Raw genomic sequence first — 13,160 nt, 5'->3', positions numbered from 1 at the left:
TCGCTTCTATTGATGCTTCTAATCCTTCAAAATGCAGCCAACCGCAAGCCGCATGGATTGTAATATAATGGAGGCAGACAGGCGATTCTTGCCGCGCAATGCATTGCGGCGGGCATGATGCCCGCCGCAGTTGGTTGTTTTCCTATTCTAGAACCATGTTCCTGGATTCTGCATTGATGAACGCCACGCAGACAGCGGCAAGCAACAGCAGAGCCGAGATGACGCCGAGTGCGAGGCCGAAGTTCGAGGTCATGATCGGAGCCACGATGGATGGCGCCAAAAGCCCGCCGAAACGCGCGACCGATCCTGAAAGGCCCATGCCGCTGGCACGCAGCGTGGTCGGATAAATTTCCGGCGTGAAGGCGTAGATAGCCCCCCAAGTACCCAGCAGCGCAAAGCTGAGCAAGAGCGTCGCGGTCACGACGATCTCGACCGATTGGCCAAGCGCGTATCCGAGAGTGCCGACGGCGCTCAGGATCAGGAAGCCGACGAGGGTCGGCTTGCGCCCCCATTTCTCGACGCCGTAGGCCGCCAGCGCATAACCCGGAAGCTGGGCGATTGCGAGAACGACCAGAAACAGCTGTCCGCGCATGAAGCCCATGCCTCCGGCGGCCAGTCGAACGGGCAGATATACGAAGACACCGTAGTAGGACACCGAGATCAGCATCCATGCCAGCATGAGGAAAACGGTTCGGCGGCGAAGCTCAGGTGACAGAAGGGCAGCAATCGACTTGTGCTGTGACTTCTGCGGCTTCAGGGGCGGGATCTCTACCGTGTTTCCATTTGAGATCGCGACGCGCTTGAGCACCTTGCGAGCCTCTTCCGAACGCCCCTGCTGATTGAGATAGAGCGGAGATTCCGGCACATAGAAGCGAAGGATGACACCGATCAGTGCCGGCAGGCCGGTCACGAAGAAGATCGTACGCCAGGCTTCGCCACCCTGCGAACCGGCAACAAGCGCAAGAAGCGCCAAAGCCACTGTGCCAACGGCCCAGAAACCTTCGAGCAGCACCAGCCAACGGCCGCGGCGGTCGGAGGGAAGGAATTCAGCCATCATGGCGTAATCCACCGGGAGAGTTCCGCCGACTCCGAGGCCTGTCAGGAAGCGCGCGACGAGCAGCCATTGCAAATCCGGCGCGAAGGCGGATGCCACGCCGCAAATCGCATCGAGAATGATTGCGATGAACAGCACGGGCCGGCGGCCGATCCGGTCCGCAAGACGCCCGAAGACAAAGGCCCCAACGAGCATGCCCAGAAAGAAGAGAGTTCCGGTCTGCAATGCCTGTGGAACGGTGATGCCGAAGCTTCCTGCGATGGATGGTGCGGTGAAGCCGATGGCCAACACCTGCATGGCGTCGGCCGCCCAGACGAGGCCGAAAATAGTGAAAAGTCGCTTCTGAAAACGCCCGACGCCAGCCGCGCGGATGCCTTCTTCCACTGTGATTGAAGTTTGCATTTTAACCCCTCATTCGTTGATTTTTATTGGATTTGCATCGAGAACGGTGATCTTCGCCACCTTGAGGCCGCGGATCGAGGCGCACGCGCTCAGTCATTCCGGTTGCGATATATGCGACCGGAATGCAAAGAACGATTTGGATTGCCGAAAACGGCGACTTCGATCAGCCGAATTTGGCCTGCATTTCCTTGACCGCGATGTCGCCGTTGAGAACCATTGGTTCGTCGTCGAGGAAGAGCGAGCAATTGCGCATGGGAATATCCAGATGGCAGGCGGTGTCGTTCGGGCCGCCGAGCTCGTTATTAGGCCCAGTAGAGAACATCACGTTGCCATAGAAGGAGCGCGCTTCCATGCCCATGCCGCCAGGGAATTCGCCCGGCGCCATGCGATGCCACTTGGCGTTCTGGTTGAGGCCCCAGCCGACATGGCTCATGCCCATGCCGCGCGGGTCGTTGAAACCGGCCATGTAGGACTTGACAAGTTCAGCATCGAGACCGCCGCGAATGTCGGTGATCCAGCCATTTTCGATCGTGTAGATGATTGGATCGCGGACATACATGTTCTGCGGCAGCAGGATATCGCCGGGAGCAACGACGATCGTACCATCGACGCCGTCATCGTCACCGCCGGTGAAGACGAAGCCCGACGGCCAGTGGTCCCAGCGGCCCGGTTCATCGGTGCAGGCATACTCGGTGATCGCGGGATAGGTGTTGAGCTTGTAGGTGACGTCGGTGCCATGCTCGGAGGTGATGCGCATCACCTTGGCCTTGGACAGAAGCTCGCCGGCGAATTCGACACGCTCGCGCAGCTCCTTCGTCGGCAGCATACGGGCGAGAACTTCCGGCGGCTCGACCGCCGTCAGGATGCGCGTGCCGGATGCCTGGATCGCCATCTGTTCCGGGCTGAAGAGCAGGAAGATGCAATCGATGACCATGTCTGCGGCCTTGAGCGCTTCCACCGCATCCGGCATCGCCGCCAGTCCGGTCTGGCCGACGGCCCAGGCACCCGCCGGCGGGACCGGCGGCAAACGCATGTGGTACATCTTTGCGCCGAGACGCATGCCCGCCGCCATGAAGGCATCGGCATAATCGAGGCGCTCGTTACCCTGGGTCAGGACGATAAGCTTTTCGCCCTCGTGAACGCCTGACATCTTCAACTGATGCAGGCAGATTTCCGTGAAGCTAAACTGATCCATGCTTGTTCCCTTATAGTGCTTGAGGACTGCTATGCGCCGTATCGTTACGGAAGTCAGACTTTGGCCTTGGCGATTTCGGCAATCGCCTCCGCCTTCACGACGACATCGCCATATTTGCTGTCGATATCGAAAAGGTTCGCATTGTGAGGATCGGGATGACGGTCGCCGACGCAGTCGCGAACGACGATGGCTCGGAAACCGTGCTGAACCGCATCCACTGCACTGGCGCGAATGCATCCGCTGGTCGAGCAGCCCGCCATGATGACGGTGTCGATCCCCAGCGCATGGAGATGCGAGGCCAGGCTGGTTCCAAAGAAGGCGCTGGCATATTGCTTGACGATCACCAGCTCGTTCTTGGCGGGCTCAACCTCGTCGCAGAACTCCGCAAGCACATTGCCTTCAACCATGGCCTTCATGACCGGGGACTTCTTCACCCACATGCCGCCATCGGCGCAATTGTCCGCAAGATAGAGGATGCGGGTGTGGATGACCGGGATGCCGGCCTTGCGGGCGGCTTCGATGAGTTCCGGCGTCTGTGCCACAGCATCGACGACGCCGGGCGCATAGAGAGGTGCGCTCTCGATCGTGTAGGCTTTCAGAAAGTCGATGACGAGCAGCGCGGGAGAACGGCCGAAGCCGATCCTGTTACCCCACACCCCTTGGTAATTCGCTTCGGCCGTCTCCATCGCAGAGCTCCCTAGTATGCGCCAGACAGAAGCGCGCCCGCACCGGGCACGACGGGTTCAAGACCTAGCGACTTTAGCATGAAGTAGGTGGTGGCAACGGCAGCCGTGACGACAGGCTTGCCCGTCATCGCCTCGACCTTGGCGATAGCCGCCAGCGACGGCATCTGCACGCAGGCCGAAAGCACGATCACGTCGACATCGGTCAGATCAAGACCGGCAACGATTTCAGGCAGGTTCTGCGGATCGTGGCGGCCAACGGCCAGATTGTCCGGAATTTCGAGTGCGCGCCAGTCGCCGACTTCGAAACCTTCGTTTCGGATGTAGTCGACGACCAGTTCGGTAAGCGGCTTCATGTAGGGCGCTACCACGGCGATCCGCTTCGCCTTCATCACTTTCAGCGCTTCGACGAGAGCACCGGCGCTGGTAACCACAGGCGTGTTGGCGCCGTTCTCGACCGTGCGTCCCCGAAGACGCGTCTCGGATTCGCGGTGATATCCGTGCCCCATCGCCATGATCGCGACCAGGCAGGCGTAACCAAGAACATCGACCTGCGCATCGGACAGCTCGATGGCGCAGCGATCGGATTCTGCGTCCATCGCCGCCAGCTCGTCCTTCTTGACCGTCTTCATCCGCATGCGGCTGGAGTGGAAGGTGAAACGCTCCGGACGGATCGACTGCCTTGCGAGCAGCATCGCAGGAATTTCCGTCTCCATCGTCGTGTTGGAGCTCGGCACGATTTGACCAATACGATAGACCTTTTGCACGGCTTGTCCTTTTGCAATGCGTTCAAGAGAGCGATGACGCGGCTGCCCGCGTCATGGAAATGTCACTGAATCAGGAAGTCGCCGAGCGCGGCGAAGAAGCCTTCAAAGTCATCCCAGGGAATCATGTGGCCGGCATTCTCGACACGGGTGATCTGTAGCGAGGGATTAAGCCCCTTGATCTCTTCTTCGTCGGCAGCCTGGATCACGCCGCCGCGGCCAGCGATCATCAGCATCGCCGGAACTGCCAGGCTGGCGAAATCGGGCAGGATGTCGATATCGTGGAAATCGTTGAACGCCTTGATGATCCCGGGCGCATAGCACGTGTGGAGCCATTCGGCGCGCAGCTGCAGCTGCTCTTCCGTCCAAGTCGGGCAAAACGCCTTCATCGCCTCGGCATCCATGCCCTTCTCGGCTATTGCGATCGAATCCGTATACCAGGGCAGCTTGCTCGGATACGGGCGGCGCCCGGGACCGGAAACCGGCGGATCGATCAACGCGAGACGGCTGAAGGCACCTGGCGCGCGGTTGGAAGCCCGCATCGCGATGCGCGCGCCCATCGAATGACCGAGGATGGCGGGCTGGGTCAGTCGAAGCTCGCTGGCGAAAGCGATCACATCATCAGCCATTGCGTCGAGGCCATAATCAAGATCGGGACCGGTCGAGGAGAGACCACGGCCGCGAACGTCGAGGACGTAAACGTCGTGGCGCAGCGCCAGGATTTCGGCAACGAAGCCCCAGGTGATCGCCGGCGACGTGATGCCGGGAACCAGCACGACCATCGGCCCTTTGCCGCCGTAGCGCAGATAGTGCTGGCGGACGCCATTGGCGAAGACGTTCGCGCCATAGAGGAACCGGCTGCTCATGCTGCATTCTCCGTACGCAGCGGTTCGGCGTAGACGTCATAACCATAGACCCAGGATGGATCCTCCTGCGTCAGCAGAAACGTGTTGGCGTTGGAGACCGACTGCACCCGCGTCGCCCGGTCGCGCCGGTTGACTTCATAGAGCTTGAAGGCAGTCGCGTAATCCGAGATCCCTGTTTCCAACAGGCAACGGGTGAGCATCGCGGCATCTTCGATCGCCATCGCCGCACCCTGCGCCATGTGCGGCTTCATCGGATGGCACGCATCGCCGAGCATAACAAGCCGGCCCTGGCTCCAGATCGGCAACGGATTGCGGTTGAAAAGCGGCCACTTGGTCACTGTCTCAGTGCTGTCGATCAGCGCCTCGATGACGGGGTGATAGCCGGGGAACGCCGCATGCATTTCCTCGCGGCTGCTGTCGACGAATGCCGTTTCAAATTCCCAAGCCTCGTGGGGAACGCCGGTCACGTAGTAATACTCGTCCTTCCGGCCGGTAGTGAAATAGACCATCATGTGACGGTCCGGCCCCCACCACTTCACACAGTCCTCGAATTCAAGATCGTACTTCTTGAGGCGCTCGGCATTGATCAGCGCGCGATGTCCGACCCATCCGCTATAATTGGGCCTTTCGAAGCCGAGCAACGTCTCGCGAACCTTCGAATTGATGCCATCCGCACCGATGACGATATCGGCGCGCGCCGAAGTCCCATCCTCGAACGTCATATAGACGTCGCTGCCGGTGTCTTCGATCGTCGCCAGCCTCTTGCCGAAGTGAAGCGTGCCTTCCTTCAGCGTGTCGCACTGCAGCGCCTGCAGGTCACCGCGGTGGACGGTGCAATAGGTGTGGCCATAACCTTCCAGCGGGATGCGGGAGAGATACTCGCCGGAGATGCCGTCGCGGCTCAGCCAGAATTTCGGCGCGCTGCTGATCGACACGACCTTTTCGGCAACGCCGATGCGCTCGAAGATCTTGAGCACGTTCGGGCCCATATGAATCCCAGCACCGAGACGCGAGAAGGTTGGCGCCTGTTCGTAGACATCGACATCAAAGCCTGAATGCTGGAGCAGGGACCCTGCGACAGCGCCGCCAAGGCCGGCACCGATAATGGCAATCTTCTGTTTTCCCATAAGCAGCAGTCCCCTTTTTCTGGCTGATATCGCATCGCCATCAGTTTCAGGCAGATTAAGCGTATACACTATTTATTGCAAGCGAGATTTCGGCGACCCGATGTTCTTCGCTATCAACGTGCGCAGCGTAACACGTAGAAACTAAGGCGGACGACCCGTTGACAGCCGACCCATCTTAAATCAGTGTATACGCTATTAAATAAAAAGGGAACGCGCTCCTTTGCGATATCGGTTGATCCCGATGCAAAGGCTGCGAATATCATGCGGGCGAAAGCTCGCTATGGAGACTGGGATGCCAGATCTGGCAGTCGTTTTTGCCACCATCGCCCTCCCCGACCGGTGTACCGATTGGCATGCCGCGGGAGTGATCCTCACGTGAGCGCATCGTCGATATCGATCCGAGTGAACAACACGCAACAAATTGTCTGTTGTGATCCGAAGACCCCATTACTGTATGTTTTGCGCAACGACCTTGCCCTGAACGGCCCGAAATTCGGTTGCGGGCTTGGCGAATGCGGCGCCTGCGCCGTGCTGATCGACGGTCGCGCCGTCCGTTCCTGCGTCGTGCCGGTCGCCGCCGTCCAGAGCCGCAGCGTCGTGACGCTCGAAGGTCTGGGGAACGGCGACGCACCGCATCCGGTGCAGCAGGCTTTTATCGACGAGAATGCTGCCCAATGCGGCTATTGCCTGAACGGAATGATCATCACGGTTGCCGCGCTCGCACTGCGCGAGCCACATGCCAACGACGACGAGATCAAGCATGCGCTTGAACACAACCTCTGCCGCTGCGGCACGCACCGTGAAATCCTTGCCGCCGCCAAGCGCGCCCTGATGCTCTCGAAAGCCGCACATTCGCCGGATAGCCAGAGCGAACAGCCAGCAGACAGGAAAGCAGATCAAGGAGAGCCGAATGCTTAGCGTTCATTTCAAGACGCAGACCGGCCCCTTGTTTCTGGTCGTCCAGGACGATGGCCATGTCGTTGCCTTCAATGGCCATGTCGACCTCGGCACCGGGATCCGCACCTCGCTTGCGCAAATTGTTGCCGAAGAACTGGATGTGGCATTCGAGCGTGTCGAGATGGTGCTCGGCAGCACCGTCGGCGGACTGGATCAGGGCGCTACGATTGCCAGCGAAACCATCCAGGTCACCGCCATTCCACTGCGTCAGGCAGCGGCGACAGCCCGGCGCTTCCTGCTGGCGCGGGCGCGCACCGTTCTCGGTCTAGAGGATGAGAACCTGACGATCGAGGACGGCGTCATCTCCTGTCACGGCGAACGGAACGCCTCGATCAGCTATGCCGAACTCGTCGACGGCCTCGACGAGCATCTGACACATGATCCCGATGCCGCTCTGAAGAGCATCGCCGAGTACCGGCTGGTCGGCAAATCGCGTTCCCGCGTCGATATCCCGCTGAAAGCGGTCGGCGCCTGGACTTTCGTGCACGACGTCCGTGTCGCCGGCATGCTACATGGCCGCGTCATCCGGCCGCCCTATGCCGGCTATGACCATGGCGTCCAAGTCGGTTCGAGCCTCGTCTCTGTGGACGAAACCTCAGTCGCCCATATCGACGGTCTCGTTGCCGTTGTCGTCGTTGGCGATTTCGTCGGCGTCGTTGCGACCCGGGAAGAAAACGCGATTGCCGCGATGAACGCGCTGAAGGTCGAATGGCTGGTGCCCGAACGACGACCGGACCTCAACCGGCCGGAGATCGCGCTGCGCGCCAACCCCTCCACGCCCCGCCAGCTGATCGACCGCGGCAATGTCGATCTGGCGCTGGAAGGCATGCCTTCCGCGATGAATCGCACCTATGTCTGGCCCTACCAGATGCATGGCTCGATCGGCCCGTCATGCGCCGTCGCGCATTTCGAGGACGATCACCTGACAGTCTGGTCGGGAACGCAGAACCCCTACCCGATGCGGCGCGATCTCGCGATGCTGATGGAAATCCCGGAAGAACAGATCATCGTCGAGCGTCTCGAGGCCGCAGGTTGCTACGGCAGAAACTGCGCCGACGACGTGACGGCGGATGCCGCTCTTCTCTCGCGCGCAGTCGGCGCACCCGTTCGCGTACAGCTGACCCGCGACCAGGAACATTCCTGGGAGCCGAAGGGAGCAGCACAGGTCATGGACGTTCGCGGCGGCCTCGATACCGAAGGCGGACCGGCAGCCTATGATTTCGAGACGCGCTACCCGTCCAATCTCTCACCGACACTTGCCCTGATCCTGACCGGCAAGGTCGCTCCGGTGGCAGATGTCGTGCAGATGGGCGATCGAACCGCAATCCCGCCCTATGCCTATGGCAACCTCCGCGTAACGGTTCACGACATGCCGCCGATTGCGCGTGCCTCATGGTTCCGCGGTGTCTCGGCGATGCCGAACACCTTCGCGCATGAATGTTATATCGACGAACTGGCCGCCGCCGCTGAGGTCGATCCGATCGAATACCGTCTTCGCTACCTGCCGGATCAGCGCGCCAGCGAACTCGTTCGCGCCGTCGCCGAACGGGCGAAATGGCAACCGCACACGACCTGGGGCACCTTAGGGGGCGAAGGCGATCTCCTTTATGGCCGCGGCTTCGCCTATGCCGTCTATGTCCACGGGAAATTCCCGGGTACGGCTGCCGCATGGGCCGCCTGGGTCGCCGATGTGGCGGTCAACAGGAAGACCGGCGAGATCGCCGTTACCAAGGTCACCTGCGGGCAGGATGCCGGCCTGATGATCAATCCGGATGGCGTGCGCCACCAGATCCATGGCAATGTCATCCAGTCGACAAGCCGCGTCCTCAAGGAAAGGGTCGAGTTCTCCGATACGGCCGTGCTCTCCAAGGAATGGGGCGGCTACCCGATCATCACCTTCCCCGAGGTGCCCGACATCGATGTGCTGATGCTCGACCGGCCGCACGATCCACCGCTCGGCGTCGGCGAGTCGGCATCGGTCCCGAGTGCGGCGGCAATTGCCAATGCCGTCTATGACGCCACGGGCGTCCGCTTCCGCGAATTGCCGCTGACACCGGAAGCTGTCCTCGCAGGACTGGGCAATGTCACCCCCAAGCAGGCCGATCCTCCCAAGCAGGCCCGCAAATGGTGGCAATTCTCGCTCGGCACGGCAGGCATTGCTGCCGTTGCCGGCGGGCTTCTCCAGTTGCTGTCGCCGTGGCAGCCCAGCATCGCAGAGATCAGTCGTCCGGATGCTGGCGTCTTCTCCGCCTCGACCATCGAGCGCGGGAGGCTTGCCGCGGCGATCGGGGCCTGCAATGTCTGCCACGTCTCGAACGACGGTCGCGCCTTTGGCGGCGGTCGGGCGCTGGAAACGCCGTTCGGTACGATCTATGCCAGCAATATCAGCCCCGATGTCACTGCGGGCATCGGCGCCTGGTCCTATCCAGCCTTCGAAAGAGTAATGCGCAACGGGGTGAGCCGCGACGGCCACCGCCTCTATCCGGCGCATCCCTACACATCCTTCGCAGGCGCCGAGGACGCGGACCTGCAGGCCCTCTATGCCTATCTCATGAGCCAGCCGCCGGTGGAGACGAAGGCACCGGAGACAAAACTCTCCTTCCCCTTCAACATCCGCCCATTGATGGCGGGCTGGAATGCGCTCTTCCATCAGCGCAGCGGGACGCAGTTTCAGCCGGACAAGGATGCTGTCTGGAACAGAGGAGCCTATCTCGTAGAAACACTGGGCCACTGTTCGGCCTGCCACTCGCCACGCAACGCGCTTGGCGCCGAAATGTCGGGCAGGTTCCACCTTGCGGGCGGTTATGCCGACGGCTGGCATGCACCGGCGCTCGATGGTTCCGGTAAGTCGCCGGTGCAATGGACCGAGGCCTCGCTCTACGACTACCTCCGCAAGGGCAATGCCGCCCACCATGGCAGCGCCCTCGGGCCGATGGGCGATGTCGTCAAGGCGCTGGAGCCGCTGCCTGATGAGGATATCCGGGCGATGGCAACCTATCTCGCCAGCCTGAACAAGCGGGAAACTCCGGCCGATCCGGCAGCTGCTGCCGCCGAAGCAATCGCCAAAGCCACCGCTGCCGAACAGACGGCCTTTGCCGCATCTCCCCGCGGCCAGCGAATCTTCGAAGGCGCCTGTGCCACCTGTCACAGCAGCAGCACCGCGCTGACCTCGCTTGCGCTGAACTCCAATCTATACGCAGGGACTCCCGATAACATCATCCAGGCCATCCTCGGCGGCGCGGAAGCGCCAGCGGAGATGAAGGCTCGGAATTCGCCGGAAACGATGTCGATGCCTGCCTTCAAGGAGACGCTGAGCGACAGCTCCATGGAAGATCTCGTCACCTACCTACGTGCCCGCTTCGCGCCCGACGAGCCCGCATGGACCGATATCACCGGCAGCCTTGCCAGAGCACGCGCTTCCGGACATTGAGAATACCGATGCCGCCACGCCAGGACATATCGACCGATCAGAGCTTCCAGTCGCCCGGCCCGGAATTCCGCCCGGCCGCCTACTGGTTTTGGCATTCGATCCCCTCCGGCGCGGTGACACGGGAACAGCTTGCGGACTTCGTCGCCAAGGGTTTCGGCCGGATCTACATTCAGGCCAGACTGGCAATGCCGAGGGAGGATTACCTCTCCAGAGCGTTCGTCGCCGCTTACCGAGATGCGGTGGAGGTAGCAAGCGAACTTGGTCTGCGCGTCGGCATCTATGACGACTATAACTGGATCAGCGGCCAGGCGGCCGGACGCACCGTGCAAGGCCGTGACGAGCTTCGCGAACGGCATCTGTTCTGGTGCGAGACGCCAGGTGCGACCGGTGAGATCAGCGGCATCGTCACGTCCTGGACAGCGGGAATGGGCCAGGACATTCTCGATTGGCAATATGACGAGGGGCGTCCCGCCTGGTGTGACTGGCAGATCGAGGCTGTTGCCCTCCACCCCTCGGAGGCTGTCGCATCCACGGGCGAAGCCTTGGTATTTTCCGGTTCCGTTGAGATTACCGGCACCAGTGACGACGATTGCGCATTCCGGATCTCAGGTGACGTCCCAGCCGGTTTCAAGGTTACGGTCTTCGTCAGCGCCCGCAGCCGCACCTCGCGCATCATCAATTATCTGCTGCCCGAGGCCGCCGAGGCCTTCATCACCCATGGTGTGGAACCATTGATATCGGCGCTCGACGGTCTCCTGCCCGATCCAGTCGATCAGATTTTCTACGACCAACCGGCTGCTGGCTTTTACAGCTGGAAACAGAAGAGCGGAAATCTGGAAAACAGCCTGCCATTTTCGGCTGCCTTTGCCAGCTCGCTCGCCAATCATACCGGCCGGCCGCTTGCCATTTCACTGCTTTCGCTGGTGGGCGATATCGGCCCGGAGACAGCGGTCATCCGCGCCAAGGCCTATGCGGCCCTGTCGCAGCAGATGAACGAAGCCTTCTTCGGCACGTTGCGCGCCTGGGCGGAGAAAAAGCACCTGCTGCTGACCGGCCACGAAATCCTGCCGCATGTCGGCAGTTTCGATCTCAACGGCACCTTCAAGGGCATCGACCCGCGCATCGCGCCAGCCGTCGATTTTTTCGGCATCGACGCTTACCGCCATCTGACGGCGGCGGACGCCAACAATTTCATACCGCAGCTTTCGCCGAAACTCGCGGATTCGGTTGCGCGCGCAAACGGGCGCGGCCGCTGCATGTTGGAGACCTACGCGACCGCCGAACGCACCACGCTTCGAGCCGCCGGCCAATGGGAGCTGACGCTCGAAACCCTGCGTGCGCACCTGATCCGCATGCATTTCATGGGCATGCGCCAGTCGATCTGGCACGGGCTCTACTTGTCGGCCGGAACCGCCGAGCCGCGCCCTTTCGTCAATCCGCGTTTCGACTTTGCGCCCGGCATCAATTTCGAGCCTTGGTGGTCGTTCCACGACCTACTCGCCGACGAGACCGCAAGGCTCTCAGCCTTCATCGAGCCCGCGCGCCCGCTGACGCGCGTTGCTATTTTCTATCCGCTCCACACTGCGCTGGCGGAAGGTCCAAGACATGAGCATGCGGATCATGTCGGCGCCTGGTGCAGAGCGCTTCTGGAAAAGCGCATCGATTTCCTCTTCGTTTCCGAGGAAGCTGTTGGTAAGGCCGCGATCGACGGTTCGCTGATCACGATCAGCGGCCAGACCTTCGATGCCGTCATCTTGCCTGCCATCACGACGATTGGCGGCCTGGAGGCCATCCACGTTCTCGAACGTTTCACCGTTGCGGGAGGTATCGTTTGGTCATCCGGTGGCAGCGACCATTTCGTGCCGCTTGACGGCGAATGTTCAATCGACAATCCTTCGTCAAGGAGCCTCGCCCGACTGCCCACCAGCAATGACGTCGAGGCGCTTCTATCGGCCTTCGCCCCGCGCGGACCGATCCTGCTGACGGATCCCGCGCCGACGTTCTGGCGCTGGATCGGCGAGGATACGGCGGGCTGGCGACTGGCGCTGTTCAACGACAGCGTCGCGCCCACAACGGAAGACTTCGCGCTGAATACGTGCTTTGACATCGCATCATGGGATTGCGCCACCGCCACGGAAACACGTCACGGCACATCATCTGATCTGTCGATCAGCCTTGAACCCCATGAACTACTCTGCTTGCGGCTTGTCCCGAGCCAGGAGCCCGCAAGCAAGCTAGTCCTCTCGCCGCAGGCACCCAATCGCACGGAGCGGGCCGGCGTTGCCCTTGCAGAGCAGTGGAAGCTGCGCTTCGAGGGAAATTCCGAACCGATCGATATCCGCGTCGATCGCGGCTGGGATGCGCAGGGGTTTGACGCAGTGTCAGGCACGGCAATCTATGTGCGGACGATTACCACAGGCGATGCCGGGCGCTACCAGCTGCAGCTGCCCATCGTCCATACCGCCGCCAGCGTCAGCATCGATGGCCGCCCGGCGGGAAGACGCGGCTGGCGCCCCTACCGCTTCGATCTGGGGCCACTTGAGCCGGGCGATCATCGTCTGGAAATTTCGGTCTCCTCCACGGCGGCAAATGCCTATTATGCCAGTACGCCGTTCAAGGGCGGCAAGGACGATCCCGCAGGGCTCGGCGCGCCTCCCATCCTTTTCTTTTCAGGACTGTAAG

At 61.3% G+C, this 13,160-nt stretch carries 9 protein-coding genes; 3 read left to right on the top strand and 6 right to left on the bottom strand.

Translation table 11 applies throughout. The features are described from left to right. Positions 1 to 142 precede the first annotated feature (142 nt). The 6 genes from FHT84_RS23790 to FHT84_RS23765 all read right to left on the bottom strand — a co-directional run bounded on the left by FHT84_RS23790 (position 143) and on the right by FHT84_RS23765 (position 6,097). Complete coding sequence (locus tag FHT84_RS23790; RefSeq protein ID WP_183764599.1) at positions 143 to 1,456, bottom strand: MFS transporter; 1,314 nt, start codon at positions 1,454 to 1,456, stop codon at positions 143 to 145. A 163-nt stretch (positions 1,457 to 1,619) separates the two neighbouring features. Next, positions 1,620 to 2,651, bottom strand: a complete 1,032-nt coding sequence (locus FHT84_RS23785) for a leucyl aminopeptidase (RefSeq protein ID WP_145646436.1) — start codon at positions 2,649 to 2,651, stop codon at positions 1,620 to 1,622. Between the two features lie 53 nt (positions 2,652 to 2,704). Beyond that, the gene (locus FHT84_RS23780) at positions 2,705 to 3,337 is read right to left on the bottom strand and encodes an N-carbamoylsarcosine amidohydrolase (RefSeq protein WP_183764605.1); all 633 of its coding nucleotides are present in this window, start codon (positions 3,335 to 3,337) and stop codon (positions 2,705 to 2,707) included. A gap of 11 nt (positions 3,338 to 3,348) precedes the next feature. After that, positions 3,349 to 4,101, bottom strand: coding sequence for an Asp/Glu racemase (locus tag FHT84_RS23775; RefSeq protein ID WP_112342077.1), 753 nt, complete (start codon positions 4,099 to 4,101; stop codon positions 3,349 to 3,351). A 62-nt stretch (positions 4,102 to 4,163) separates the two neighbouring features. After that, a complete protein-coding gene (locus FHT84_RS23770) occupies positions 4,164 to 4,964 on the bottom strand; it encodes an alpha/beta hydrolase (protein ID WP_183764608.1) in 801 nt (266 codons plus the stop codon). Then, positions 4,961 to 6,097, bottom strand: coding sequence for an FAD-dependent monooxygenase (locus FHT84_RS23765; RefSeq protein WP_281411501.1), 1,137 nt, complete (start codon positions 6,095 to 6,097; stop codon positions 4,961 to 4,963). The genes FHT84_RS23770 and FHT84_RS23765 overlap by 4 nt, the downstream gene beginning before the upstream one ends. 255 nt (positions 6,098 to 6,352) lie before the next feature. Here FHT84_RS23765 and FHT84_RS23760 point away from each other — a divergent pair, with 255 nt between their 5' ends. From FHT84_RS23760 to FHT84_RS23750, 3 genes are read left to right on the top strand one after another with little or no spacing between them, the layout of a single operon-like run. After that, complete coding sequence (locus FHT84_RS23760) at positions 6,353 to 7,009, top strand: (2Fe-2S)-binding protein (protein ID WP_112342123.1); 657 nt, start codon at positions 6,353 to 6,355, stop codon at positions 7,007 to 7,009. Beyond that, on the top strand, positions 7,002 to 10,478 hold the full coding sequence (locus tag FHT84_RS23755) for a molybdopterin cofactor-binding domain-containing protein (RefSeq protein WP_183764613.1): 3,477 nt from the start codon (positions 7,002 to 7,004) through the stop codon (positions 10,476 to 10,478). The genes FHT84_RS23760 and FHT84_RS23755 overlap by 8 nt, the downstream gene beginning before the upstream one ends. Before the next feature lie 8 nt (positions 10,479 to 10,486). After that, the gene (locus FHT84_RS23750; RefSeq protein WP_183764616.1) at positions 10,487 to 13,159 is read left to right on the top strand and encodes a carbohydrate-binding protein; all 2,673 of its coding nucleotides are present in this window, start codon (positions 10,487 to 10,489) and stop codon (positions 13,157 to 13,159) included. Position 13,160 lies beyond the last annotated feature (1 nt).

The organism is Rhizobium sp. BK289 (assembly GCF_014193575.1).
In the GTDB taxonomy this organism is placed as follows: Bacteria; Pseudomonadota; Alphaproteobacteria; order Rhizobiales; family Rhizobiaceae; genus Rhizobium; species Rhizobium tropici_C.
This window is presented reverse-complemented; position numbering and strand designations above follow the sequence as displayed.

Excerpts from the sequence above, each read along its gene's own strand:
- FHT84_RS23785 (WP_145646436.1), bottom strand. The coding sequence starts at position 2,651 with ATGGATCAGTTTAGCTTCACGGAAATCTGCCTGCATCAGTTGAAGATG.
- FHT84_RS23780 (WP_183764605.1), bottom strand. The coding sequence starts at position 3,337 with ATGGAGACGGCCGAAGCGAATTACCAAGGGGTGTGGGGTAACAGGATC.
- FHT84_RS23760 (WP_112342123.1), top strand. The coding sequence starts at position 6,353 with ATGCGGGCGAAAGCTCGCTATGGAGACTGGGATGCCAGATCTGGCAGT.
- FHT84_RS23770 (WP_183764608.1), bottom strand. The coding sequence starts at position 4,964 with ATGAGCAGCCGGTTCCTCTATGGCGCGAACGTCTTCGCCAATGGCGTC.
- FHT84_RS23790 (WP_183764599.1), bottom strand. The coding sequence starts at position 1,456 with ATGCAAACTTCAATCACAGTGGAAGAAGGCATCCGCGCGGCTGGCGTC.
- FHT84_RS23750 (WP_183764616.1), top strand. The coding sequence starts at position 10,487 with ATGCCGCCACGCCAGGACATATCGACCGATCAGAGCTTCCAGTCGCCC.
- FHT84_RS23755 (WP_183764613.1), top strand. The coding sequence starts at position 7,002 with ATGCTTAGCGTTCATTTCAAGACGCAGACCGGCCCCTTGTTTCTGGTC.